Raw genomic sequence first — 24,670 nt, 5'->3', positions numbered from 1 at the left:
GTGTCAGCCGTGGTCGGCGAGGAAGTCCGCCAGCGCGCCGGCGACGGCTTCGGGCTGCTCGTCGGGGATGAAGTGTCCGGCGTCCGGCACGATGATCCGGGTGGTGCGGTCGGCCCATGGGCTGATGGAGGCGGCCATGTCCGGAACGGAGCCGTGGCTGCTGGAGATTCCGAGGATCGGCACCGTCAGGCGCCGCCGTTCGAGCGCCTCGCGGTTCTTGCGCGCCGACTCCGCGGCGTCCCGGTAGTACGCGAGGGAAGCGCGCAGGCCGCCGTCGACGGCGACGGCCTGCGCGTAGTGGTCGATCTCGGCGTCGTCGAACGTGTCGGGGGACAGGGCCTTCATCTTCAGGAACCAGCCGACGTACTCGCGTTCGCGGCCGGCGAGCAGCGTCTCGGGCAGGTCGGGCACCATGTGGAACGCGAAGTGCCAGGTTTTCCACGCTCGGTCCGGGTCGGTGGGAATCGCCTCCGGGAGGGTGATACCGGGAATCCCGGCGTCGAGCAGCGCGACCCCGCGCAGGTGGCTCTCGAAGCCGAGGGCGAGGGAGAACGCGACCCAGGCGCCGATGTCGTGGGCGACCAGGGTGTATGTCGACACTCCGAGAGCCTGCACGGCGGTGTGGACGTGCGCGGCGACCGTGTGCGTGTCGTAGCCGCGCTCCGGACGCTCGGAGTGGCCCTGCCCCGGCAGGTCGATCGCGATGACGCGAAACCGATGGGCGAGGCCGGGCATCACCTTCCGCCAGGCCCACCAGGTTTGCGGGAATCCGGCGAGCAGGACGACGGCCGGGCCGCCCGGCCGCCCGCCTTCGACGGCATGAAGGCGGACGCCGTCCGCGTCGACCCAGCGGTGAGTGAAGCTGGCCAGATGCTGTAGGGGCAGGTCGCGGACGGGGTTGCTGTCGGAGACCTGCGGAGTGCTGGTTGCCGGGCTGGTCACGGAAATCCTCCATGGGTGTCAGGTGTGCGGCTGGAGCGGTGTGGCTGGCGGTGGCGGCCGGGACCACGTACGCGTGGTGGGTTTCTCGCGCGGTCGCGAAGTGCCCGGCACGCCTGGCCGTGACCACGCTGGAAGGCTACCCATCTTGAACCGATCAGTTCAAGATAGAATGGTGCGCGACACGGTCCGGACCATCGACGCATCACCGAGGAAGTGCCGCGTGGCAGGCAAGAAGCAGTTCGACATGGACACGGCGCTCGACGCCGCGATGATCCAGTTCTGGCGCGACGGCTACGCCGACACCTCGGTGGGCGATTTGTCCCGGGTGACCGGCCTGAACCGCAGTTCCCTCTACTCCTCCTTCGGCGACAAGGACGCGCTCTTCCTGCGCTGCCTGGATCTCTACGCCGCGCGCTACGGCGAGAAGTACGACGTCGCCCTGTCGGGTGCGGCCGTGGACCCCGTTGCCGCTGTCCGTGCGTTCTTCGACGTCACCCTCGACCGCATCGCCGATCCCGAACTGCCCGATGGCTGCCTGATCACCCAGTCGGCCATGGCGATCCCCGTGCTGAGTCCGGGCGTCGCGGCCCACGCCGAGCAGGCGCTCGGCTCCCAGCGCCTGCGCCTGCGCACCGCGCTGAAGACCGGCCGGCTGGCCGAACAGGACGCCGAGAACTTCGCTGTGCACGCGGCGGCTGTGAACCAGTCGCTCGCCGTCATGAGCAGGGCCGGGGCGACCCCGGCGCAGCTCCTGGCCGTGGTGGGCGTGACCGTGGACGCGCTGTCGCGGACGTTGCGCGCGTAGCGCTGTTCTGAGGCCGTGACAGGATTCGAACCTGCGTAACCGGATTTGCAGTCCGGCCCCTGAACCGCTCGGGCACACGGCCGTGGTGAAGCGACGCACCGAGGTTAGGCCGGGGGACCGGGGGCGGGGCAAGGGTTTCGGGCGGGCCGGCACGAGGTTGCAATGCGGTGTTCACAAGTCCGGTCGGCCGGCGGGGCTCAGGGGTGGGGTGACGCCCCTCAGGGCGCGTGCAGGAACTCCTCCACCGCGCGGCGGAACCGGTCCGGTTCGTCGATCCAGGGGTAGTGGCCCGCCTCGGGCAGGTGGTGGGTGCGTCCGTCGGCGAAGGATGCGGCGACCAGTTCGCCCGCCCGTACGCCCGCCACCGCGTCCCGGCCGCCGGTCATGACGAGGACCGGGCACGTCACCTCGCGCAGGCCCGCGAGCAGTGTCTGGCGGGCCGGTTCGTCCACGCCCTGCCAGAAGCCGGCCCGCGGCACCGGGTTCAACTGTTCGCCCTCCGCCGCCGCGTGGGCCCGCTGGGGCGCCTCCCAGCGCCCGTACGCGAGCGGGGCCGCGCGGGGCAGCAGGTCGCGTACCTCCGTCATGTCGGACGTCTCCGCCAGACGCCGGGCCGCAGCCGACGCCTCGGGCCACCACGTCTCGTGCGACCGGGAGGCGAAGATGTCCGGCGCGTCGTCGGGGAGTTCTCCCTGGAGGTGTGAGCCGGGGGAGATCAGGACCAGCCGGGTGGGGCGGTCGGGGTACGTGGCCGCGTACGCCTGCGCGGTCGCCGCCCCGGCGTCGTGGGCGAGCAGCGCGAAGCGCTCCAGACCGAGGTGGGCGCGGAATGCCTCCAGGTCTTCGGCCAGGTGCGGGAAGGCGTAGCGGGACGGGTCGGCGGCGGTCGGGGAGGCGCCCGTGCCGCGGCTGTCCGGGATCAGCAGCCGCCGTCGCTCCGCCAGGCCGCCCAGGTCGCCCAGGTACGCGGCGTCCCGGCCCGGTCCGCCCGCCAGACACACCAGGGGCGGGAGTCCGGAGCCCTCCGGGCCGAGTGCGCGGTAGTGCAGTGCGGCGTTGTCGTAACTGGTGAAGTGGGGCATGGGCCCAGCTTGCCGTACGGGGGAGAAGGGGACGCTCGTCGTCCGGTACGCCCTAGGTCCGGCGGCCTAGAAGATCCCCTCCCTGCGACAGGGGCGCACGCGGTCGACGCCTCTTACGCTGACCGCATGACTGCCGTGGACCCGCGCGACGCCGCCAGAACCCCCGAAGTCCCCCTCCGTGCCGAGCCCATGGCCGCTGCGCCCGCCGAAGGCGTCCTCGGCCGTACGTACCGGGCGCTCACCCTCGGCATCATCTCCGTCGTCTCGCTCATCGCCTTCGAGGCGAGCGCGGTGAACACCGCGATGCCCGCCGTCGGCCACGCCCTGGACGGCATCGAGCTGTACGCGTTCGCCTTCTCCGCGTACTTCACGGCGAGTCTGTTCGCGATGGCGCTGTCGGGGGAGTGGTGCGACCGGGGCGGGCCCCTCGCGCCCCTGTTCACCGGGATCGCCACGTTCGGCGCGGGGCTGGTCGTCGCGGGGTGCGCGCAGCAGATGTGGCTGTTCGTGGTGGGGCGCGGGGTGCAGGGGATCGGGGGCGGGCTGGTCATCGTCGCGCTGTACGTGGTGGTGAGCCGCGCCTATCCGGAGGCGCTGCGGCCGTCCGTCCTCGCGTCCTTCTCGGCGGCCTGGGTGCTGCCGGTGATCGACGGGCCGCTCGTCGCCGGGACGGTCACCGAGCACCTGGGCTGGCGCTGGGTGTTCCTGTCCATACCCGTGCTCGTCCTGCTGCCGCTGACGGTCATGCTGCCCGCGCTGCGCAAGCTGCCGCCGCGGAGGGACGACGAGGGGATGGACCGGCGCCGCATCCTGCTGGCCCTGGCGGTGGCGGCGGGTGCCGGGCTCCTTCAGTACGCGGCCCAGCGGCGGGACTGGGTGGCCGTGCTGCCCGCGGTGGTGGGGCTCGTACTGCTGGTGCCGGCCATCGTCCGGCTGCTGCCCAAGGGGACGTTCCGGGCCGCGCGGGGCCTGCCCTCCGTCGTGCTGATCCGTGGTCTGGCAGCCGGGTCGCTGCTCGCCGCCGAGAGTTTCATTCCGCTGATGCTCGTCACGGAGCGCGGCCTGTCGACCACGCTGGCCGGGCTCTCGCTGACCGGCGGCGGCCTCACCTGGGCCCTGGGCTCGTACACCCAGAGCCGGCCGCGCCTGGAGCCGTACCGGGAGCGGATCATGGGGATCGGGCTGCTGCTGATCACGGCGGCGATCCTGATCGTGCCGCTGGTGCTGTTCGGCGGCGTGCCGGTCTGGATCGTGGCGGTCGCGTGGGTGGTGGCCGGGTACGGCATGGGGCTGAACATCTCCAGCGGGAGCGTGCTGCTGCTGAAGCTGTCCCCGCCGGAGGACGCGGGGAGCAATTCCGCCTCGCTCCAGGTCTCCGACGCCCTCGGCAACATCACGTTCGTCGGCCTGAGCGGCCTGCTGTTCAGCGCCTTCGGCGGCGCCTCGGTCGACACGGGCGGCACACCGGACGTGACCGACGCCGCATCCGGGCAGCCCGCCGCCTTCGCCGCGGTCTTCGTCGCCATGGCGGCGGTCGCCCTGACCGGATCGTGGGTGGCCACACGGCTGAAGCCCGCGGGAAGCGGCCTGGCGACGGTCCCGCCCGGTGGCGCGAAGACGGTGTCGGCGGCTCACCCGGGAACGCCGTCCGCTCCCGCGGAGCGTTAGGCTGACGCGGTTGCCGATCGCCGAGCCAGCCCGACGGAGACCGTGACTACCACCACCAGCGCCACCAACAACCACCACCTGTCCCCGGCCTTCCCCGGACGGGCCCCCTGGGGTACCGCGAACAAGCTGCGCGCCTGGCAGCAGTCCGCGATGGACCGGTACATCCAGACGCAGCCGCGCGACTTCCTCGCGGTCGCGACCCCCGGCGCGGGCAAGACCACCTTCGCGCTCACCCTCGCCTCCTGGCTGCTGCACCACCACGTCGTGCAGCAGGTGACCGTGGTCGCCCCCACCGAGCACCTGAAGAAGCAGTGGGCGGAGGCCGCCGCCCGGATAGGCATCAAGCTGGACCCGGAGTACAGTGCGGGTCCGCTCGGCAAGGAGTACCACGGCATCGCGATCACGTACGCGGGTGTCGGCGTACGCCCGATGCTGCACCGCAACCGGATCGAGCAGCGCAAGACGCTGGTCATCCTCGACGAGATCCACCACGCCGGCGACTCCAAGTCGTGGGGCGAGGCGTGCCTGGAGGCGTTCGAGCCGGCCACCCGGCGGCTCGCGCTGACCGGTACGCCGTTCCGCTCCGACACCAACCCGATCCCCTTCGTGACGTACGAGGAGGGCGACGACGGCATCCGGCGCAGCTCCGCCGACTACACGTACGGCTACGGCAACGCGCTCGGCGACGGCGTCGTCCGCCCGGTGATCTTCCTGTCGTACAGCGGCAGCATGCGCTGGCGCACCAAGGCGGGCGACGAGATCGCGGCGAAGCTCGGCGAGCCGATGACCAAGGACGCCGTCTCCCAGGCCTGGCGCACCGCGCTGGACCCGCGCGGCGACTGGATGCCCAAGGTCCTCAAGGCCGCCGATCAGCGGCTGACCGAGGTCCGCAAGGCGATACCGGACGCCGGCGCGCTGGTGATCGCCTCCGACCAGGAGCAGGCCCGCGCGTACGCCAAGCTGATCCGTGAGATCACCGGCGAGGGCGCCACCCTGGTGCTGTCCGACGACAGCGGCGCCTCGCAGCGCATCGACGACTTCGCGCACTCCGAGGACCGGTGGATGGTCGCGGTCCGGATGGTGTCCGAGGGCGTCGACGTGCCGCGGCTCGCGGTCGGCGTGTACGCGACGACGATCTCCACTCCGCTGTTCTTCGCGCAGGCGGTGGGCCGCTTCGTACGGTCCCGCAAGCGCGGCGAGACCGCGTCCGTCTTCCTGCCCACGGTGCCCTCGCTGCTCGGCTTCGCCAACGAGATGGAGGTCGAGCGCGACCACGTCCTGGACAAGCCGAAGAAGGACGGCGACGAGGACCCGTACGCCGAGTCCGAGAAGGAGATGGACGAGGCCAACCAGCAGCAGGACGAAGAAGACGGGGCCACGGGCGAACAGTTCTCCTTCGAGGCGCTGGAGTCCGAGGCGGTCTTCGACCGGGTGCTCTACGACGGCGCCGAGTTCGGCATGCAGGCGCACGCGGGCAGCGAGGAGGAGCAGGACTACCTCGGCATCCCGGGGCTGCTGGAGCCGGACCAGGTGCAGATGCTGCTCCAGAAGCGGCAGGCCCGGCAGATAGCGCACAGCAAGAAGAAGCCGGACTCCGAGGCCGACCTGCTGGAGATGCCCGCCGAGCGGCGCCCGGTGGTCACGCACAAGGAGCTGCTGGAGCTGCGCAAGCAGCTGAACACCCTGGTCGGCGCGTACGTCCACCAGAGCGGCAAGCCGCACGGCGTGATCCACACCGAGCTGCGCCGGGTGTGCGGCGGCCCGCCGAGCGCGGAGGCCACGGCCGGGCAGCTCAACGAGCGGATCAAGAAGGTACGGGAGTGGGCCACGCGCATGAAGTGACCCCTGTGTGACGTGAGGCGGCGGCCCGCGGCCCGGACGTGTTCCGGGGCGCGGGCCGTACCCGTACGTGTCCGGACGTGCTCGTGTTGTACCCCAGGCCGAAAGGCCGGGGTGCGCCGCCAACTGGTCACAACCTGCGGATGTTCAGGGATAAAGCGGTCACGGAAGACCGGATTCTGGACGGACTCTTCCGCTGACCGGACCAGCTCGCTACTGTCCCGGTCACGCACACGCCCCGTGGCAGCGCCGCCGCGGAGCGCAGCCGGTGCCATGCGGCCGGCGGCCTCTTCGCGCGCGCTGCCCCGGGACCGGCAGCGCACCCCGCGGACGGACCGCCACTCACCCGAGGAGGGGGCGTCGTGACCGCGGAGACCTCCCAGACGCTCGACCGGGGACTACGCGTCCTCAAATTGCTCGCCGACACCGACCACGGCCTGACCGTCACCGAGCTGTCCACCAAGCTGGGGGTCAACCGGACCGTGGTCTACCGCCTGCTCGCCACCCTGGAGCAGCACGCCCTGGTACGCCGTGACCTCGGCGGCCGGGCCCGGGTCGGCCTCGGCGTGCTGCGCCTGGGCCGCCAGGTGCACCCGCTGGTGCGCGAAGCGGCGCTGCCCGCCCTGCGCGCCCTGGCCGAGGACATCGGTGCCACCGCCCACCTGACGCTAGTGGACGGTACGGAAGCGCTGGCCGTGGCCGTCGTCGAGCCGTCCTGGACCGACTACCACGTCGCCTACCGCGCCGGTTTCCGGCACCCGCTGGACCGGGGCGCGGCCGGGCGGGCCATCCTCAAGGCCCGGCAGGGCCGCATCGAGGACGCCGGGCTGGCCCTGACACACGGCGAGTTGGAGGCGGGCGCGAGCGGCGCCGCGGCCCCGCTGCTCGGGGTGAGCGGCATCGAGGGCAGCGTCGGCGTCGTGATGCTCGCCGACACGGTGCCCGAGCGGGTCGGGCCCCGGGTGGTGGAGGCGGCCCGTGAGGTGTCCGAAGCGCTGCGGTGAGGGTCCGGGGGCCGAGGGGCGCGGGTACCCCGTCCCGCCCCGTGGTGAGAGGCCGGGCGGCCAGGTCATCTAGGGTGGCGGGGTGTCTTCTCGCACTCGCGCCCTCGGGATCTGCGCCGCCCTGGTCATCGCGCTCCTCGCCACGGTGGCCTTCGCGCCCCTGCCGTTCTCGGTCGCCTTCCCCGGCGACACGGCGGACGTGCTCGGCAAGCACAAGGGCAAACAGGTGATCACGATCAGCGGGGCGCCGACCCGCGAGACCACCGGTCAGCTGCGGATGGCGGCGATCGTGGCGACCGGCCCGGACGCGCCGGTCCGGCTGCCGGACATCGTCAGGGGCTGGTTCCGTACGGATCAGGCCGTGATGCCGGTCGAGTCGGTCTACCCGGTCGGCGACACGGCGGAGAAGGCCGTGGAGCACAATCTGAAGGACATGCGCTCCTCCCAGGACGTCGCCACCCGCGCCGCCCTGAACTACCTGCACAAGAGCGACAAGGACGTCCAGGTCAAGCTGGACCTGGGCACGATCGGCGGGCCCAGCGCCGGTCTGCTGTTCTCGCTGGGCATCATCGACAAGCTGGCCGGGGACGGCGCGGGCGGCGACCTGACCGGCGGGCAGAAGATCGCGGGCACCGGCACGATCACCGCGGACGGCGAGGTCGGAGCGGTCGGCGGGGTCGCGCTGAAGACGCAGGCCGCGGGCCGGGACGGCGCCACGGTCTTCCTCGTACCGAAGTCGGAGTGCCGGGACGCGCAGGCCGAGCTGCCGGAGGGACTGCGGCTGGTCCCGGTCAGCACGCTGTCCGGGACCGTGGACGCGCTCAAGGCGCTGAAGTCCGGCGGCAAGGTCCCCAGCTGCTGACCGGCTGCTGAGAGCGGGCGGCAGCGTCTGAGGGCGTCGGCGGCGGCTGAGGGTGTCGGCAGCGGCCGCGCCCCGCTCCCCGCGCGCCTCAGCCGCCGTCCTTGATGAACCCCTTCTCGATCATCCACTCCTTGGCGACCTCGTGCGGGTCCTGCCCGTCCACGTCCACCTTCGCGTTCAGGCTCTGCGCGACGGCGTTGTCCAGCGCGGCGGTGACCGGTGCGAGGAGGTCGGCGATCTGCGGGTACTTCTTCATCGTCGCCGCGTTCATCTCGGGCGCCGCGTTGTAGTTCGGGAAGAAGTGCCGGTCGTCCTTGACGGTCTTCAGGCCCATCGCCTTGATCCGGCCGTCGGTCGTGTAGACCTCGCCGAAGGTGCAGGCGCGGCCCTCCGCCACCTGCGTGTAGACGACGCCGCTGGTCATCTTCTTGATGTTGCCGGGCGGGATCCGCATGCCGTACGCCTTGGCCATGCCCGGCAGGCCGTCGTTACGGGCCGAGAACTCGGCCTCCGCGCACAGGGTGACCGCGCTCGGGTCCTTGCGGGACAGCTCGGCGACGTCCGACAGGGTCTCGACGCCCAGCCGCTTGTACTGCTCGGCGTTGAGCGCCAGCGCGTAGGTGTTGTTGAGCTTCGACTGCGGCAGCCACTCCAGACCGTTGGCGCGGTCGCCGTCGCGTACCGCCTCCCACTGCTTCCGCGGGTCCACTATGGGACGTTCGTGGCCGAGGTAGGTGATCCAGCCGGTGCCGGTGTACTCGTACATCCCGTCCGCCGTACCGGACTTGACCGCCTCCCGGGCGCCGATCGAGCCCTGGATGTTGGTCTTGTCGACGACCGTGGCGCCGGCCGCCTTGAAGGCCAGGCCCATGAGCTGGCCCAGGATGATGTTCTCGGTGAACTCCTTGGACGTCACGGTCAGTTCGGCGCCCTTGAGCGGCTGCCCCCGGCCGATCGTGCCGGGCCGCACGGCGTCGCTCATCGGGCTGCCGCTGACCAGCCCGCAGCCGCTCAGTGCGGCCGCGCCCAGCAGCAGGCAGGCAGCGGCGGCCGGTGCGGTCCTGCGCAGCCGGCGCGGTCCTGCGGTCATGATTCCCCCACCTCCAGCCCGCGCGGGCGCAGCAGCAGTTCCACGAGCGACGCCAGCCAGTCGACCAGCAGCGCCAGCACCACCGTCAGGACGGAACCGAGCACCAGCACCGGCATCCGCTGGGTGATGATGCCCGCCGAGATCAGGTCGCCGAGCCCGCCGCCACCGCCGAAGGTGGCCAGGGTGGCGGTGCCGACGTTCAGGACGAGCGCGTTGCGTACGCCCGCCAGGATCAGCGGTACGGCCAGCGGCAGTTCGACCTTCCCCAGCACCCCGGCCGCCGACATGCCGATACCGCGGGCGGCCTCGGTCAGCGTCGGGTCGATGGCCTTCAGGCCCGCGACGGTGTTGGCCAGTACCGGCAGTACGGCGTAGACGACCATGCCGATGACGGCCGCTTCCGGGCCGATGCCGAGCCGGATGACCAGCAGCACCAGCAGGCCCAGGGCGGGCACCGCCTGCCCGAGGTTGGCCGCCGCCACCGCGAACGGCGCGGCCCGGCGCAGCCTGGCGCGGGTCAGCGCGATGCCCAGGGGGATGGCGATGATCAGGACGAAGAAGGTCGACACGGCGGTCAGCTGGAGGTGCTGGCGCAGCGCCAGCCACACCTTGCCGTCGTCCACCGCCTGGTGCGCGATCGAGTCCAGCCGGACGCCGCGGAACCACAGCCAGGTGGCGAGCAGCACCGCCGCCAGTACGGCGGGCAGCGCGGCCGCCTTCTTCCAGGTGATCCGGCGTGGCGGCCGGGTGGCGGACGCGGCGGGTGCGGCGGGTGCCGGTTCGGCCGCCAGCACCGGCCCGCGCTCCCCGGCCGCCGCCTCGTCGCGGAAGGTCACGCCGCGTACCTCGTGCTCGCCCGGCGGCCGTTCGCCCTTCGGCGGCCGGCGCCTGTCCCGGGGGCTCACGCCTTGACCCCGTGCGCGCCACCCGCCGGATCCACGCCCTCCTGGGCCAGCCGGGTCTGCCGCGCGCGCTGCTCCTCCAGCTCGTGCCGGTGCTCGACGGCGTCCAGCCGGTCCTCTTCCAGCAGTTGGTGGACGTTGTTCATCAGCGTCTCCATGTCGACGACGCCGATGTACTGGCCGCGCCGTCCGGTCACCGCGACCCGGCCCGCGTTGTCGGTGAGGACCGCCTCCAGCGCGTCGCGCAGGGTCGCGTCGCGGGTGACCGTGTCGTGCACGAGGGTGCCCGCGCGGGCCAGCGAGCCCTTGGCGCGCATCAGGTCGCCGCGGCGCAGCCACTTGTAGGGGCGCCGGTGCCGGTCCAGCAGCAGGATCTCGTTGGTGGCGCCGGAGCGCAGCAGGTCGAAGATGGACTGGAGCGGGTCGTCCATCGACGCGGTGGGGAAGTCGACGACGCCGACGTCCCGTACGCGGGTGAGGTTGAGGCGTTTGAGGGCCGCGCCGGCCCCCACGAAGCCGGAGACGAAGTCGTCGGCGGGGTTGGTGAGGATGGCCTCGGGCGTGTCGAACTGGGCGATGTGCGAGCGCTCGCGCAGGACCGCGATGCGGTCGCCCAGCTTGATCGCCTCGTCGAAGTCGTGGGTGACGAAGACGATGGTCTTGCGCAGTTCGTGCTGGAGCCGGATCAGCTCGTCCTGGAGGTGGTCGCGGGTGATCGGGTCGACCGCGCCGAACGGCTCGTCCATGAGCAGGACGGGCGGGTCGGCGGCCAGCGCCCGCGCCACCCCGACGCGCTGCTGCTGCCCGCCGGAGAGCTGCCGCGGGTAGCGGCCGTGGAACTCGCGCGGGTCCAGGCCGACCAGGTCGAGCATCTCCTCGACGCGGCTGCTCACTCTCGCCTTCGGCCAGCCGGTCATCCTGGGGACGAGCGCGATGTTCTGGGCGACGGTCATGTGGGGGAAGAGGCCGGACGACTGGATGGCGTAACCGACCTTGCGGCGCAGCTTGACCGGGTCGATGCCGGTGACGTCCTCGTCGCCGATCATGATCCGCCCGGAGGTGGGCTCGATCAGCCGGTTGATCATCTTCAGGGTGGTGGACTTGCCGCACCCCGAGGGTCCGACGAGGATCACCGTCTCGCCGGGCTTGATGTCCATGCTGACGTCGTCGACCGCGGGCGTGGGGTTGCCCGGGTACCGCTTGGTGAGGTGCTCCAGCGCGATGCCGGCGCCGGATGCGGTGGTCTCAGGCACGGATCCCCCTGGGAATGGTCAGACGTCCGATCAGGACGTACGCGGCGTCGAAGAGCAGGGCCAGGACGACGATGCCGAGCGTTCCGGACAGCACCTGGTTGAGCGCGTTGGCGCTGCCCAGGGAGGCGATGCCACGGAAGATCTCGTTGCCCAGGCCGGGCCCGGAGGCGTAGGCGGCGATGGCCGCGATGCCCATCAGCATCTGCGTGGAGACCCGGATGCCGGTCAGGATCGGCGGCCAGGCCAGCGGCAGCTCCACCCGCAGCAGCCGTGCCGTACGGGACATCCCTATGCCCTTGGCGGCGTCGATCAGCGCGGGATCGACGCCGCGCAGCCCGACGACGGCGTTACGCACCACTGGCAGCAGCCCGTACAGCGTCAGGGCGATGACGGTCGGCGCCACGCCCAGGCCGACGATCGGCACCAGCAGGCCGATCAGGGCCAGCGAGGGCACCGTCAGGATCGTCGCGGTGGTGGCGGTGGCCAGGTTCCCGGCCCATTCGGTGCGGTAGGTGGCGACGCCCAGCAGCACGCCGAGCACGGTGGCGAGCACCATGCACTGGAAGACGGCGCTGGCGTGCTGAAACGTATCCGTCAGCAGCTGGGTGTGCCGGTTGCCGACGTACTCCCAGAAGCTCACACGCGCTCTCCTCGGTCAGTCCCCCGAAGCTTGTTTGACCAGGGGGATGATGCGCAACGGAACCGGATTCTCCATGACGATCGCGGTGGAAGCCCGCATGATGCCATCGAAACCCACAACTCGGTCGATCACCCGTTGCAGGTCGGCGTTGGAACGGGCAACGAGTCTGCACAGCATGTCCCCATGTCCCGTCGTTGTATGCAGCTCCAGCACTTCCGGTACGGACGCCAAGTGCGCCCGGACGTCGGCCCCTTGACCCTGTTTGATCTCCAGTGTCGCGAATGCGGTGACCGGGTATCCCAGCGCCGCCGGGTCGACGTCGGGCCCGAATCCCCGGATCACTCCGTTCGACTGAAGCCGGTCCAGGCGTGCCTGCGCCGTACCGCGCGCCACCCCGAGCCGGCGCGACGCCTCCAGTACGCCGATGCGCGGTTCTTCGGCGAGCAGTTCCAGAAGTCTGCCGTCCAAATGATCGATCGCCAAGGCCGTTGCCTCCGATTTTGATGGTCATCATGTACGAAACGTCCGGTGAATCGCGTGATTCGCTGTACAGCTTGCCCAGTGAACGCGCAAACTATTGCGCACCTTGTGGCCCGGAGGGAGTCTGCGGGCATGACACAGACCACGGACCACACCACCCCCACCAGTGCTCGGCAGGCCGATCCCTTCCCGGTCAAGGGGATGGACGCGGTCGTCTTCGCCGTCGGCAACGCCAAGCAGGCGGCGCACTACTACGCCACCGCCTTCGGCATGAAGCGTGTCGCCTACTCCGGACCGGAGAACGGCAGCCGCGAGACCGCCAGTTACGTGCTCGAATCCGGCGGCGCCCGTTTCGTGTTCACCTCCGTCATCAAGCCGACGACCGACTGGGGCCGCTTCCTGGCCGACCACGTCACCGCCCACGGCGACGGCGTCATCGACCTCGCCATCGAGGTGCCGGACGCGCGCGCCGCCTACGCCTACGCCCTGGAGCACGGCGCCACCGGCATAGAGGAGCCGTACGAGACCAAGGACGAGCACGGCATCGTCGTCCGAGCCTCCATCGCCACGTACGGCAAGACCCGGCACACGCTGGTCGAGCGCACCGGCTACGACGGCCCGTACCTGCCCGGCTACGTCGCCGCCGACCCCATCGTCGAGCCCGGCAAGCGCCGCTTCCAGGCCATCGACCACTGCGTCGGCAACGTCGAGCTCGGCAAGATGGACGAGTGGGTCGCCTTCTACAACAACGTCATGGGCTTCACGAACATGAAGGAGTTCGTCGGCTCGGACATCGCCACCGAGTACAGCGCGCTGATGTCCAAGGTGGTCGCGGACGGCACTCGCAAGGTGAAGTTCCCGCTCAACGAGCCGGCCATCGCCAAGAAGAAGTCGCAGATCGACGAGTACCTGGAGTTCTACGGCGGCCCCGGCTGCCAGCACATCGCCCTGGCCACCAACGACATCGTCGAGAGCGTACGGGCCATGCGCGCGGCGGGCGTCGAGTTCCTCGACACCCCGGACTCCTACTACGACACCCTCGGCGAGTGGGCGGGCGAGACCCGCGTCCCGGTCGAGACGCTGCGTGAGCTGAAGATCCTCGTCGACCGCGACGAGGACGGCTACCTGCTGCAGATCTTCACCAAGCCGGTCCAGGACCGCCCCACCGTCTTCTTCGAACTGATCGAACGGCACGGCTCGCTGGGCTTCGGCAAGGGCAACTTCAAGGCCCTCTTCGAGGCCATCGAGCGGGAGCAGGAACGGCGCGGCAACCTCTGACACCCGGCCCGCCCCGGGTGTCCTCCGGACGCCACCCCCCACCCCACAGTCACGCCGGGAACCTGACCCGGCGGGGCCGTGGCCCTTCCCGCGGGGAGCGGCACTCCCGCGCCCGGGACCGCCACCCGGGCGCGGGAGAGGGCCTCCGAGGGCTCCCCGGATGCGGGAGACGATCTTCCGTGTACGGCCCACGGATGGGAGGCTGACGGCATGGACCTCCTCGCACGCCTGCGCGACGCCCTGCCCGCGGAAGCCATCCTCACCGACCCCGACGTCACCGGCGCCTACGCCCACGACATGGCGAGCTTCTGCGCGGCCGGCACGCCCGCCGTCGTCGTCCTGCCACGCACGGTCGAGCAGGTCCAGCACGTGATGCGCACCGCCACCGCACTGCGCGTCCCGGTCGTCCCCCAGGGCGCCCGCACGGGCCTGTCGGGCGCCGCCAACGCCTCCGACGGCTGCATCGTGCTCTCCCTGGTCAAGATGGACCGGATCATCGAGATCAACCCCGTCGACCGGATCGCGGTCGTCGAGCCCGGCGTCGTCAACGCGGTGCTCTCCCGCGCCGTCAACGAGCACGGCCTCTACTACCCGCCCGACCCCTCGAGCTGGGAGGAGTGCTCCATCGGCGGCAACATCGGCACCGCCTCCGGCGGCCTGTGCTGCGTCAAGTACGGCGTCACCGCCGAATACGTCCTCGGCCTGGACGTCGTCCTCGCCGACGGGCGGCTGCTGACGACCGGCCGCCGTACCGCCAAGGGCGTCGCGGGCTACGACCTCACCCGCCTGATCGTCGGCTCCGAGGGCAGCCTCGGCATCGTCGTACGCGCCGTCCTGGCCCTCAAGCCCGAACCGCCCCAGCAGCTCGCGCTGGCCGCCGAGTTCCCCTCGGCCGCCGCCGCGTGCGACGCGGTCTGCGAGATCATGGCACGCGGCCACGCTCCCTCGCTGCTCGAACTCATGGACCGTACGAGCATCCGCGCCGTCAACGCGATGGCGCAGATGGGCCTGCCGGACAGCACCGAGGCACTGCTCCTGGCCGCCTTCGACACCCCGGAACCGGCCGCCGACCTCGCCGCCGTCGGCGCGCTGTGCGAGGCCGCCGGAGCCTCCGAGGTCGTACCGGCCGACACCCCGGCCGAGTCCGACCTCCTCCTCCAGGCGCGGCGGCTGACCCTGACCGCCCTGGAACGCGTCAAGTCCGCCACGATGATCGACGACGTGTGCGTACCGCGCTCGCAGCTCGCCGCGATGCTCGACGGCACCGCCGCCATCGCCGAGAAGTACGACCTGACCATCGGCGTCTGCGCGCACGCGGGCGACGGCAACACCCACCCCACCGTCTGCTTCGACGCGCACGACCCCGACGAGTCCCGGCGCGCCCGCGAGTCCTTCGACGAGATCATGGCGCTCGGCCTGGAACTGGGCGGCACGATCACCGGCGAGCACGGCGTCGGCGTCCTGAAGAAGGAGTGGCTGGCCCGCGAGCTGGGCCCGGTCGGCCTGGAGCTGCACCGTGGCATCAAGGCCGTCTTCGACCCGCTCGGGCTGCTCAACCCCGGCAAGGTCTTCTGAACGGAACCCGCCCGCGGTTCGGCCGCGGTCCGTTCGTGGCCCGGCCGTGATCCGGGCGCGGTTCGGCCGTGGTGAGCCGCACCTTCTAGGGTTCGGTCCATGAACTCCGACCTCTGGACCGTCATCGGCGCCGCGGCCGTCGTCATCGTCGTCCTCGCCTCCACCATGGACACCCGCCACAAGACGCTCGAACGCCGCCTCCGGCGCATGGACCGCAAGCTCGACCTGATCATGGAACACCTCGGCGTCGAGGAGACCGGCCCCGAGGGCATCGCCGAGGTCGACGCCCTGCTGCACAAGGGCAAGAAGATCGAGGCGATCAAGCGTTACCGCGAACTGACCGGCGCCGGCCTGGTCGAGGCCAAGGAGGCCGTGGAGCGCCGGGAAGGCTGAGGGCCGGTGTTCCGCCGCCCGGCGAATGCCCCGGTACATGTGGCCGGGCCGGGCACCCGGGACGAGGATGGAGCCGACCGCCGCGACGCCGACGCAGGGAGCGATGAGCGATGCCAGCGACCACAGGGGCCGAAGGGGCCACCGGCCGGGACACCTACGACGTCGTCGTGCTGGGCGCCGGGCCGACCGGTGAGAACGTGGCCGACCGGGCGCACGCCCTCGGCCTGAGCGCGGTGATCGTGGAGAGCGAACTGGTCGGCGGCGAGTGCTCGTACTGGGCCTGCATGCCCAGCAAGGCACTGCTGCGCCCGGTCACCGCCCGCGCCGACGCGCGCCGCGTCCCCGGCCTGCTCCAGGCCGGGGCCGCGCCGCTGGACACCAAGGCGGTGCTCGCCCACCGCGACGCGTTCGCCTCGCACTGGAAGGACGACGGCCAGGTCCGGTGGCTGGACTCGGCCGGCATCGACTTCGTACGCGGCCGGGCCCGCCTCGACGGCCCCCGGCGCGTCGTGGTCGCCACCGACGGCGGGGGAGAACGCGTCCTCACCGCCCGGCACGCCGTCGCCGTCTGCACCGGCAGCCGCGCCGTCCTCCCCGACCTCGCCGGACTGGCGGCCGCCCGCCCCTGGACCAGCCGCGAGGCGACCAGCGCGCAGTCCGTACCGCCGCGCCTGGTGGTGGTCGGCGGCGGGGTCGTCGGTGTCGAAATGGCCACCGCCTGGCAGGCCCTGGGCTCCCGGGTGACGCTCCTGGTGCGCGGTGGCGGACTGCTGCCCAAGATGGAGCCGTTCGCGGGCGAACTGGTCGCCGAGTCCCTGGCCGGGGCGGGCGCCACCGTACGCACCGGCGTCTCGGTGAGCGCGGTACGGCGCGAGATGCCCAACGGACCCGCCACCGTCGTGCTGGACGGCGGCGAAGAGCTCGTCGCCGACGAGGTCCTGTTCGCCACCGGCCGCGCGCCGCGCACCGACGACATCGGCCTGGAGACGGTCGGCCTGGAGCCCGGCTCCTGGCTGGAGACCGACGACACCTGCCGGGTGAAGGGCGTGGCGGACGGCTGGCTGTACGCCGTCGGCGACGTCAACCACCGCGCGCTGCTGACCCACCAGGGCAAGTACCAGGCCCGCATCGTCGGCGCCGCCATCGCCGCACAGGCCCGGGGCACCACCGCCCTGGACACCGGCCGCTGGGGCGCGCACGCCGCGACCGCCGACACCGCCGCCGTACCGCAGGTCGTCTTCACCGACCCCGAAGCCGCCTCCGTCGGCCTGACCGCCGCCGAGGCCGAACGCGCCGGGCACCGCACCCGCGTCGTCGACTTCGACCTCGGATCGGTGGCGGGCGCCGGCCTGTACGCCGACGGCTACCGCGGCCGCGCCCGCATGATCGTCGACCTGGACCGCGAAACCCTCCTCGGCGTCACCTTCGTCGGCCCGGCCGTCGGCGAACTCCTGCACTCCGCCACCGTCGCGGTGGCCGGCGAGGTCCCCCTGGACCGTCTGTGGCACGCGGTGCCCGCCTACCCGACCATCAGCGAGGTGTGGCTGCGGCTGCTGGAGACGTACCGAGGCTGAGGCGTCGGTACCGATACCCGGCCGGGGCGGCGGGGCCTGCCCCGGACCAGGACGTCGGTCCGGGCACGGCCGGACCGGCGACGTAGGTCAAAAATCCGATACTCAGACGCGCGAGGCCGCCGTACGGTCAGGAGTGCACGTCTGCAACGCCCCTGAAAATCCGACGTTCACAGGAGGCCGCCGTGCCCGTCCAACTCGACCACACGATCATGCACGCCACCGACAAGCTCGCCTCCGCGCGCTTCCTCGCGGAGCTGACCGGCGTCGGCGAACCGGTCGAAACCGGCCCCTTCGCCGCCGTCACGTTCGCCAACGACCTGACCGTCGACTACGCCGACACGGTCGTCGAACCGGAAGCGATCGTGCTGCAGCACCTCGCGTTCCGGGTCACGGACGAGGAGTTCGACGAGATCTTCGGCCGCATCCAGGAGCGCGGGCTGCCGTACTGGGCGGACCCGCACCACCGGAAGCCGCAGCAGATCGGACACCTCGACGGTGCCCGCGGGGTCTATGTCGACGACCCGGACGGCCACGCCATCGAATTCATCACCCCGCGCACCCGGACCGGCGCAAGCCTCGGTACCGACGCTTCCTGACCCTGGTAATCGCGCTTCCCGGCCCCGTACACCCGGGGCCGGACCGCCCGGCCGGGCCCGGGCCGTACGCCGTCCCCCGCCGGAAGACACGGCCTACGCCCCCGCCTCCGGCGACTCGTCCGACGGCCACGGGTCGGACAGCCACAGGTCGTCCCGCGGCGTCATGGCGAGCAGCGCGCTCAGCCCTTTGTCCAGCCCCAGATGGTCCTGCTCCGACCCCGGCGGCACGACCCGCAGCGTGCGCTCCAGCCACGCCGAGACCGCCGCGGCCGACGCCTCCAGCAGCGCGTCGCCGTCCGGGGAACTGAGCGCCATGCAGACCAGACTGCGCCCGTCCACCTTCGTGGGCCACACCCGCACATCACCGTGACCGCACGGCCGGAACACCCCCTCGACGAGCAGTTCCCGCGCGAACGTCCAGTTGACGGGGGCGTCGGAGCCGATGTGGAAGGTGACGTGGACGGCGTAGGGGTCGTCCGTGCGGTAGGTCAGCCGGGCCGGGACGGGGACGCTGCGCTCCGGCGACAGGACCAGTCCCAGCTCCAGCTCTCGTTCCACCACGGTGTGCATACGGTCCGCCTCTCTTCGGTACCTCCTGCGAACCCCCCTGTGACGGGGCCCGCACCTGGTTAGAGGCTCCGGAGCCCGGACCATTACGCGACTTCGCACAACTTTTTTCGCGGGCCTCTTCCAGGTGGTCCGGCCCGGCCGGGACACCCGCCCCGACCCTCCGTCTGATAGATGTGGACGCTGCGTTGCGGCAGACTGCACATGCCCCACCCACCACACCAGGCCGAGAACAGATACGGGACTTCGGACATGAGCGCCCCTTCCTCAGGATCCGCCGGCGGCAGCCCCACGCCAGGCTTCTACCCGGACCCGTCCATCCCCGGCTACATCCGGTACTGGAACGGTGCCGCATGGGTGCCGGGCACCAGCCGGCCCGCGCCCGCCGAGGGCGAGGCGCTCCCCGCGCCGCCGCCCGGCAGCGCCCCGGCCCCCGCGCCCGCACCGGCCCCCACCCCCGCCGTGGAGGAGACCGGCCCGGTCTTCCTCGACGAGGAGGAGGAACACGACCGGCTGACCGGGGCGGGCAGCGGCGCACCCGCCTCCGCCTGGCAGGCCGACACCGCCCGGCAGAGCGGCTTCGGCGGCGAGCAGGACCGCCGTATCGCCTGGGGTTCGCCCGAGGAGCGGCAGGCCGGTCTGCCGCAGCAGCGCGACGAGGCCGCGGCCGCTGCGCCGGCGTCCGGCGAGGAGCCGCCGCGGACCGACGGCACGGTCACCATCCGCGCCGTACGGGACGAGGGCGGCGCCCCCGGCCGCGACCGCGGCACGACCACGATCCGCGCCGTACGCCCCGACGGGCCCCAGGGCGGCAAGAGCGACACGATGTCGATCCGGATGGCGCCGCAGTCCGGCGGCGCCCCGGCGTCGCCGCTGCCCGGCGCCGCGGCCCCGCAGCCGCTGCCGTCCACCGGCGCGCCGCAGCCGCCGACGGGCCCCGGCCCGCAGCAGGCGGCCGCGCAGCCCGGCCCCGGGGTGCGGACGCCCGCCGCCCACGCACCGGCCCAGCAGGCGCCGCAGGGGCCCGTACAGCCGCAGTCCCCGCCGCAGCCGCAGCCCGGCCCTGGGCCCGCCGTGCCTCCCGTGCAGCACCAGCCGTTCCCGACGCAGCAGCCTCAGCACCCCCAGTCGCCACAACAGTCACCGGCGGCGCAGGCTCCGCCGCACCAGCCCCCCTCCCGTCCGGCCCCCGGCCCGGCCTCCGGACCGGCCCCCGGCCCCACCCCCGGACCGGCCCCCGCGCCGCAGCCCGGTCCGCAGGCCCAGCCCGCTCCCTTCGCCGGCTTCCCGCCGCAGCAGGACGGCGCGGCCGAAGGCGTCGTCCCCTGGAAGCCGCCGACCACCGACCCGTTCCTCGCCGCCGCGCAGGAACAGGGCCGCCCCGCCCCCCTGGGCCGCCGGTTCGCCGCCCGCCTGATCGACACCCTGGTCCTGGCCGTCATCACCGGCGCCGCCGCCGTACCGCTGTGGGGCCCGGCCACCGACCACATCGACGCCAAGGTGGAGGCCGCCAAGCAGTCCGGACGGGAGGTCACCGTCTACCTGCTGGACGGCACCACCGGCCCCTACCTGGCCGTCGTGCTCGCCGTGCTGCTCATCGGCGGCGGCCTGTACGAGGTGCTGCCCACCGCCAAGTGGGGCCACACGCTCGGCAAGAAGGTGTGCGGCGTCAAGGTGCTGGACATCGAGAGCCACGACACCCCGCCCCTGGCCTCGGTGATCAAGCGGTGGCTGGTGTACGGCGTGCTCGGTGTGCTGGCGGTCGGTGTCGTCAACGCCGTGTGGTGCCTGTTCGACCGGCCGTGGCGGCAGTGCTGGCACGACAAGATCGCCCGGACGTTCGTCGCCGAGAAGTAGGCCGGGAAGCGGGCCGGGAAGCAGACCGCCCGCCCGGCCGCGTCACCCGGCCGGACCTCGCCGGATGCGGCGGCGCGCGGCCCGGGTTCGACTCGGGCCATGAGCACCGACCAGCCCGGGCCCGGCTCCGCGGGCGAACCGCCGGAGCACGACCCGTATCTGAAGAAGCCGCAGGAACCGCCGTCGGGCGGCTCTCCGTACGGTGCCGAGCCGGCCGGTGGCTCTCCGTACGGCAGCCGGCCGGCCGCCGGCGGTTCCCCGTACGACCGTCCCGCCAACGCCACCCCGCACGGCGAACAGCCGCCCGGCGGTGACCCGTACGGCGGCGATGCCCCGCCTCCCGGGAGCGGGCCGCCGCCCGGGGGGATGCCGCCGCCGCCCTACGGCGGTGACCCGTACGGGGGCAACCCGTACGGCGGCCAGTACGGCGCCGCCGACCCGCTGGCCGGAATGCCGCCGCTGGCCGGCCGCGGCCGCCGCCTGGTCGCCCGCATCATCGACTGGTTCATCGTCTGCGTACCGGTCGGCCTGATCATGAGCGGGATCGTCGGCGGCTTCGACTACTGGACGACCGACGGCACCCAGACCGGACGCCAGGCCTCCGTCTCCCTCGTGACGATGCTGGTCTACCTCGTCTACGAGGGCCTGATGCTCACCAGCCGGGGCCAGACCGTCGGCAAGATGGCGATGAAGATCCGGGTGGGGATGCTGGAGAACGGCGCGGTACCGGCCGGGCAGGCGGGCTGGGTACGGGCGGCGGTCTACACCCTGCCGGAGATCGTGCCGTGCTGCGGCTTCATCTTCTGGCTCGTCAACGTCCTGTGGTGCACCTGGGACAAGCCGTACCAGCAGTGCCTGCACGACAAGACGGCCAAGACGGTGGTGGTCTCCACGGCCTGAGACCGGACACCGGGGGCGGCTGCCCCCGCAGGGCCTCCCTGGCGGCTCCGGCGCGTCAACCGGCGGTCGGCGCACCCCTCTTCCGAGCGGTGCCCGGCCGCCTACGCGCGTCCACCAGCCACGGACAGGTGACTAACGGGAGTGCTCGCTGACGCGCCCTTCCGAAGAGACTCCGGCGTGCGTGTGCTGGCGCGGTACCCGCAGAGCCGTCGCGCGGGTGGCGGACGGCAGGTGCGTGCGTGCGCCGTGAACGGCGTGCGCGCCGGAGCGCCGGGCCGTACGGCGGCGCCTCACATGAGAAACCCCCGGCAGTGGCGCCGTGAGGGCGACCAGCAGGCCGAGGGCGAGGGCTGCGACGGCGATGACCGCGATTCCGACCCCGGTCCGCGTCTGCGAGAGCAGTAACAACGCGAGGGTCGAGAAGACGACGGTGGCCGATCCGTAGGCGAGCTGTGCGGCAGTCGGACGAGGCATGGCGGATCCGTCCTCGGGAGGTCGGCAGGGGTGTGGTCGACAGGGGCGCGCCGTCAAACGACTCTACGGTCCTTACTGCCCGAGCGGAACTGGCGGTAAGCGTGACCTAACCCACGGTTCCGAGGCATAGGGGGCGCACGGATTCATCCCGGGTTTGAACGGGCCTGATCGGTGCGTCCGTTGGCGTGCGCGGAGTACGACGCGGGGGAGCCGCCGGGGTGGTGTGGGTACGTACACGCACCACGCCCCCGTACGTACCCAAAAGTGTCCGCTACCCGCAACCTGAGGATCGAAAACCGTACTTCTCTGTCGTGCTCAAGTCAAGGTCTGTCTTTTTCCTCCCCCTTCCGGTCAAATGCTGGCATCCAGTGACCGTTTTCAAGGGGAGGAATGCGCCAAGTGAGAGCCAAGAGACGGGCGTTCAAACCGGCCGCCCTGGCCACGGCCGCCGCCGCGATCGGGGCGGCCGCCCTGTCTTCCGGCGCGCCGGCGCAGGCCGACGACGGCCGTCCGCCGCTCGCCGTCCAGCGGCAGGACCCGGGCGCGCCCGCCAAGCAGGCCGTCGACCACGACCTCAAGGGCCCGTTCAGCGACCAGCAGGCGGCGCAGCGCAAGGAAGCGCTCCAGCAGGTCATCTCCGGCGACGCCACGCCCGCCCGGCACGGCGCCTCCCAGGTCGTCAAGCTCGGCCGGGGCAAATACGTCGAACTCGCCCGCGAGAAGACCGACAAGATCTTCACCATCCTGGTCGAGTTCGGCGACAAGGTCGACGACACCACGATGTACGACCCGGACGGCGACGGCCCCAAGCCCCCGGTGAAGAAGTACGGCGGCAAGCCCGGCCCCGCGCACAACACCATCGCGCGGCCCGACCGCCGCAACGACAACTCCACCGCCTGGCAGAAGGACTACAACCGCCAGCACTTCCAGGACCTCTACTTCTCGCACGACAAGAAGAAGGAGTCCCTGGCCAAGTACTACGAGAAGCAGTCCTCGGGCCGCTACTCGGTCGACGGCGAGGTCTCCGACTGGGTCAAGGTCGACTGGAACGAGGCCCGTTACGGGTCGAACTTCTGCGGCTCCACCAACTGCGCCAGCGCCTGGGACCTGATACGCGACGGCGTCAACCGCTGGGCCGAGGACCAGAAGGCCAAGGGCCGCACCGACGCCCAGATCAAGGCCGACCTCGCCAAGTACGACCAGTGGGACCGCTACGACCACGACGGCGACGGCAACTTCAACGAGCCCGACGGCTACATCGACCACTTCCAGATCGTGCACGCCGGCGAGGACGAGTCCGCGGGCGGCGGCGCCCAGGGCACCGACGCCATCTGGGCGCACCGCTGGTACGCGTACGGCAGCGAGTCCGGCCGCACCGGCCCGGCCGGCAACAAGGCCGGCGGCACCCAGATCGGCAGCACCGGCATCTGGGTCGGCGACTACACCATGCAGCCCGAGAACGGTGGCCTCGGCGTCTTCGCCCACGAGTACGGCCACGACCTCGGCCTGCCCGACGAGTACGACACCACCGGCACCGGTGAATCCTCCGTCGACTCCTGGTCGTTGATGTCCGGCGGCTCCTGGCTCGGCCGCGGCAAGGACTCCATAGGCGACCTCCCCGGCGACATGAGCGCCTGGGACAAGCTCCAGCTCGGCTGGCTCAACTACGCCAAGGCCAAGGCGGCCACCAGGTCCACCCACAAGCTGGGCGTCGCCGAGTACAACACCAAGGACAAGCAGGCCCTGGTCGTCGAACTCCCCTCCAAGACGGTCCGCACCGACGTCGTCGAGCCCGCCGAAGGCACCCGGCAGTGGTGGAGCGGCATGGGCAACGACCTGAAGAACACCCTGTCCCGCTCCGTGGACCTCACCGGCAAGAAGAAGGCCGCCCTGACCCTCAAGGGCTGGTGGGACATCGAGCAGAACTACGACTTCGCCTACGCCGAGGTCTCCACGGACGGCGGCGCCGACTACACGCCGCTGGAAGGCACCGCCGACGGCAGGCCGATCACCCGCGACGGCGGCGACAAGCCCGCTCTGACCGGCACCTCCGGCGCGTACAAGGACCTCGTCTTCCCGCTCGACGCGTACGCCGGCAAGAAGATCGACCTCCGCTTCCGCTACCAGACGGACGGCGGCGCCGCCCAGAAGGGCTTCGCCGCGGACGCGATCTCGGTGACCGCCGACGGCAAGGCACTGTTCACGGATGGCGCCGAGGCCGGTGACAACGGCTGGGCCGCGAAGGGCTTCTCGCGCATCGGCGCCTCCTTCACCAAGGACTACCCGCGCTACTACATCGCGGAGAACCGCCAGTACGTCTCGTACGACAAGACCCTGAAGACCGGCCCGTACAACTTCGGCTGGGCGTCCAGCCGTCCCCAGTGGGTCGAGCACTTCCCGTACCAGAACGGCGTCCTGATCTGGCTGTGGGACACCTCGCAGCCGGACAACAACGTCGGCCAGCACCCCGGCTACGGCCAGATCCTGCCGGTCGACGCCCACCCGAAGGCCGAGAAGTGGTCGGACGGCAAGCTGATGCGCAACCGCTTCCAGAGCTACGACTCGACCTTCACCCGGCACCGTACGGATGCGCTCACGCTGCACAAGGACGGCAAGATCACCAAGATCAAGTCGAAGCCCGGCGTGACCGTCTTCGACGACCGCAAGGGCGACTACTACGACGAGTCGAACCCGACCGGCGGCGTGATCGTTGCTGACACCAACACCCGCATCAAGATCCTCCACGAGTCCTGGAACGGCTCCACGGTGACCCTCCAGGTGGGTCCCTCCACCAAGTAGTCGACAAAACCGCAGGTCACAAGCCGATCGGCCGCCGCCCCCTAGCGGGCGGCGGCCGATCGCGTTTAGATGCACCTTGCGAGTCCTTGT

At 71.7% G+C, this 24,670-nt stretch carries 22 protein-coding genes and 1 tRNA gene; 13 read left to right on the top strand and 10 right to left on the bottom strand.

All coding sequences use genetic code 11. The annotated features are described in order from the left end of the window. Positions 1-3: 3 nt before the first annotated feature. Entirely contained in the window at positions 4-942 is a 939-nt protein-coding gene (locus tag AB0A97_RS05930) for an alpha/beta hydrolase (RefSeq protein ID WP_361144898.1), read from the bottom strand. A gap of 220 nt (positions 943-1,162) precedes the next feature. On the opposite strand from AB0A97_RS05930, the gene AB0A97_RS05925 reads away from it, so the two are divergent. Then, entirely contained in the window at positions 1,163-1,747 is a 585-nt protein-coding gene (locus AB0A97_RS05925) for a TetR/AcrR family transcriptional regulator (protein ID WP_361144895.1), read from the top strand. A 10-nt stretch (positions 1,748-1,757) separates the two neighbouring features. On the opposite strand, the gene AB0A97_RS05920 is transcribed toward AB0A97_RS05925, so the two are convergent. Together AB0A97_RS05920 and AB0A97_RS05915 are read right to left on the bottom strand one after the other, a co-directional pair. After that, positions 1,758-1,829: transfer RNA gene (locus tag AB0A97_RS05920), tRNA-Cys, on the bottom strand. 136 nt (positions 1,830-1,965) lie between these two features. Next, positions 1,966-2,829, bottom strand: coding sequence for an alpha/beta hydrolase (locus AB0A97_RS05915; protein ID WP_361144892.1), 864 nt, complete (start codon positions 2,827-2,829; stop codon positions 1,966-1,968). Positions 2,830-3,018: 189 nt separating this feature from the next. Here AB0A97_RS05915 and AB0A97_RS05910 point away from each other — a divergent pair, with 189 nt between their 5' ends. The 4 genes from AB0A97_RS05910 to AB0A97_RS05895 all read left to right on the top strand — a co-directional run bounded on the left by AB0A97_RS05910 (position 3,019) and on the right by AB0A97_RS05895 (position 8,202). Next, a complete protein-coding gene (locus tag AB0A97_RS05910) occupies positions 3,019-4,497 on the top strand; it encodes an MFS transporter (protein WP_361145329.1) in 1,479 nt (492 codons plus the stop codon). A gap of 42 nt (positions 4,498-4,539) precedes the next feature. After that, positions 4,540-6,339, top strand: a complete 1,800-nt coding sequence (locus AB0A97_RS05905; protein WP_361144889.1) for a DEAD/DEAH box helicase — start codon at positions 4,540-4,542, stop codon at positions 6,337-6,339. A gap of 359 nt (positions 6,340-6,698) precedes the next feature. Then, positions 6,699-7,340: a helix-turn-helix domain-containing protein gene (locus tag AB0A97_RS05900; RefSeq protein ID WP_361144886.1), complete on the top strand. Its 642-nt coding sequence runs from the start codon at positions 6,699-6,701 to the stop codon at positions 7,338-7,340. Positions 7,341-7,422: 82 nt separating this feature from the next. After that, a complete protein-coding gene (locus AB0A97_RS05895; protein WP_361144883.1) occupies positions 7,423-8,202 on the top strand; it encodes a S16 family serine protease in 780 nt (259 codons plus the stop codon). 88 nt (positions 8,203-8,290) lie between these two features. Here AB0A97_RS05895 and AB0A97_RS05890 read toward each other — a convergent pair whose 3' ends face one another. From AB0A97_RS05890 to AB0A97_RS05870, 5 genes are read right to left on the bottom strand one after another with little or no spacing between them, the layout of a single operon-like run. Then, positions 8,291-9,292 (bottom strand): glycine betaine ABC transporter substrate-binding protein, encoded by a 1,002-nt coding sequence (locus tag AB0A97_RS05890; protein ID WP_361144880.1) that lies wholly within the window; start codon positions 9,290-9,292, stop codon positions 8,291-8,293. Beyond that, entirely contained in the window at positions 9,289-10,197 is a 909-nt protein-coding gene (locus tag AB0A97_RS05885) for an ABC transporter permease (RefSeq protein ID WP_361144878.1), read from the bottom strand. The genes AB0A97_RS05890 and AB0A97_RS05885 overlap by 4 nt, the downstream gene beginning before the upstream one ends. Further along, entirely contained in the window at positions 10,194-11,447 is a 1,254-nt protein-coding gene (locus tag AB0A97_RS05880) for a betaine/proline/choline family ABC transporter ATP-binding protein (RefSeq protein WP_361144875.1), read from the bottom strand. The genes AB0A97_RS05885 and AB0A97_RS05880 overlap by 4 nt, the downstream gene beginning before the upstream one ends. Continuing rightward, on the bottom strand, positions 11,440-12,087 hold the full coding sequence (locus tag AB0A97_RS05875) for an ABC transporter permease (protein ID WP_361144873.1): 648 nt from the start codon (positions 12,085-12,087) through the stop codon (positions 11,440-11,442). Before AB0A97_RS05875 ends, AB0A97_RS05880 begins: the two co-directional genes overlap by 8 nt. A gap of 15 nt (positions 12,088-12,102) precedes the next feature. Next, entirely contained in the window at positions 12,103-12,570 is a 468-nt protein-coding gene (locus tag AB0A97_RS05870) for an Lrp/AsnC family transcriptional regulator (RefSeq protein ID WP_073761201.1), read from the bottom strand. 129 nt (positions 12,571-12,699) lie between these two features. Between AB0A97_RS05870 and hppD the strand changes: the two genes are divergently transcribed. The 5 genes from hppD to AB0A97_RS05845 all read left to right on the top strand — a co-directional run bounded on the left by hppD (position 12,700) and on the right by AB0A97_RS05845 (position 17,983). Further along, positions 12,700-13,845, top strand: coding sequence for a 4-hydroxyphenylpyruvate dioxygenase (gene hppD, locus AB0A97_RS05865; protein WP_361144870.1), 1,146 nt, complete (start codon positions 12,700-12,702; stop codon positions 13,843-13,845). Between the two features lie 210 nt (positions 13,846-14,055). Continuing rightward, positions 14,056-15,420 carry an FAD-linked oxidase C-terminal domain-containing protein gene (locus AB0A97_RS05860; RefSeq protein ID WP_361144867.1) on the top strand — a complete coding sequence of 455 codons (1,365 nt, stop codon included), beginning with the start codon at positions 14,056-14,058 and terminating at the stop codon, positions 15,418-15,420. 99 nt (positions 15,421-15,519) lie between these two features. Further along, on the top strand, positions 15,520-15,813 hold the full coding sequence (locus tag AB0A97_RS05855) for a ribosomal protein L7/L12 (protein ID WP_361144865.1): 294 nt from the start codon (positions 15,520-15,522) through the stop codon (positions 15,811-15,813). A 110-nt stretch (positions 15,814-15,923) separates the two neighbouring features. Further along, complete coding sequence (locus AB0A97_RS05850; protein ID WP_361144862.1) at positions 15,924-17,387, top strand: NAD(P)/FAD-dependent oxidoreductase; 1,464 nt, start codon at positions 15,924-15,926, stop codon at positions 17,385-17,387. Between the two features lie 182 nt (positions 17,388-17,569). Beyond that, on the top strand, positions 17,570-17,983 hold the full coding sequence (locus tag AB0A97_RS05845) for a VOC family protein (protein ID WP_361144859.1): 414 nt from the start codon (positions 17,570-17,572) through the stop codon (positions 17,981-17,983). Between the two features lie 93 nt (positions 17,984-18,076). On the opposite strand, the gene AB0A97_RS05840 is transcribed toward AB0A97_RS05845, so the two are convergent. Further along, entirely contained in the window at positions 18,077-18,553 is a 477-nt protein-coding gene (locus AB0A97_RS05840; RefSeq protein ID WP_361144856.1) for an SsgA family sporulation/cell division regulator, read from the bottom strand. A gap of 249 nt (positions 18,554-18,802) precedes the next feature. On the opposite strand from AB0A97_RS05840, the gene AB0A97_RS05835 reads away from it, so the two are divergent. After that, positions 18,803-20,407, top strand: a complete 1,605-nt coding sequence (locus tag AB0A97_RS05835; protein WP_361144854.1) for an RDD family protein — start codon at positions 18,803-18,805, stop codon at positions 20,405-20,407. A 99-nt stretch (positions 20,408-20,506) separates the two neighbouring features. Next, positions 20,507-21,307 (top strand): RDD family protein, encoded by an 801-nt coding sequence (locus AB0A97_RS05830; RefSeq protein WP_361144851.1) that lies wholly within the window; start codon positions 20,507-20,509, stop codon positions 21,305-21,307. Between the two features lie 132 nt (positions 21,308-21,439). Here AB0A97_RS05830 and AB0A97_RS05825 read toward each other — a convergent pair whose 3' ends face one another. Then, positions 21,440-21,781: a hypothetical protein gene (locus tag AB0A97_RS05825; RefSeq protein ID WP_361144848.1), complete on the bottom strand. Its 342-nt coding sequence runs from the start codon at positions 21,779-21,781 to the stop codon at positions 21,440-21,442. 399 nt (positions 21,782-22,180) lie between these two features. Between AB0A97_RS05825 and AB0A97_RS05820 the strand changes: the two genes are divergently transcribed. Next, complete coding sequence (locus AB0A97_RS05820; RefSeq protein ID WP_361144845.1) at positions 22,181-24,580, top strand: immune inhibitor A domain-containing protein; 2,400 nt, start codon at positions 22,181-22,183, stop codon at positions 24,578-24,580. The last annotated feature ends 90 nt before the right edge of the window (positions 24,581-24,670 follow it).

Origin of the sequence: Streptomyces sp. NPDC045470 (assembly GCF_040646595.1) — a bacterium.
GTDB lineage: Bacteria > Actinomycetota > Actinomycetes > Streptomycetales > Streptomycetaceae > Streptomyces.
Note: the sequence above shows the minus strand (reverse complement) of the source record. Positions and strands in the feature narration are given on the sequence as shown.

Bases quoted from the DNA above. Each gene is read 5' to 3' on its own strand.
- AB0A97_RS05890 (WP_361144880.1), bottom strand. From the start codon at position 9,292: ATGACCGCAGGACCGCGCCGGCTGCGCAGGACCGCACCGGCCGCCGCT.
- hppD (WP_361144870.1), top strand. From the start codon at position 12,700: ATGACACAGACCACGGACCACACCACCCCCACCAGTGCTCGGCAGGCC.
- AB0A97_RS05840 (WP_361144856.1), bottom strand. From the start codon at position 18,553: ATGCACACCGTGGTGGAACGAGAGCTGGAGCTGGGACTGGTCCTGTCG.
- AB0A97_RS05830 (WP_361144851.1), top strand. From the start codon at position 20,507: ATGAGCACCGACCAGCCCGGGCCCGGCTCCGCGGGCGAACCGCCGGAG.
- AB0A97_RS05825 (WP_361144848.1), bottom strand. From the start codon at position 21,781: ATGCCTCGTCCGACTGCCGCACAGCTCGCCTACGGATCGGCCACCGTC.
- AB0A97_RS05915 (WP_361144892.1), bottom strand. From the start codon at position 2,829: ATGCCCCACTTCACCAGTTACGACAACGCCGCACTGCACTACCGCGCA.
- AB0A97_RS05910 (WP_361145329.1), top strand. From the start codon at position 3,019: ATGGCCGCTGCGCCCGCCGAAGGCGTCCTCGGCCGTACGTACCGGGCG.
- AB0A97_RS05855 (WP_361144865.1), top strand. From the start codon at position 15,520: ATGAACTCCGACCTCTGGACCGTCATCGGCGCCGCGGCCGTCGTCATC.
- AB0A97_RS05850 (WP_361144862.1), top strand. From the start codon at position 15,924: ATGCCAGCGACCACAGGGGCCGAAGGGGCCACCGGCCGGGACACCTAC.
- AB0A97_RS05860 (WP_361144867.1), top strand. From the start codon at position 14,056: ATGGACCTCCTCGCACGCCTGCGCGACGCCCTGCCCGCGGAAGCCATC.
- AB0A97_RS05835 (WP_361144854.1), top strand. From the start codon at position 18,803: ATGAGCGCCCCTTCCTCAGGATCCGCCGGCGGCAGCCCCACGCCAGGC.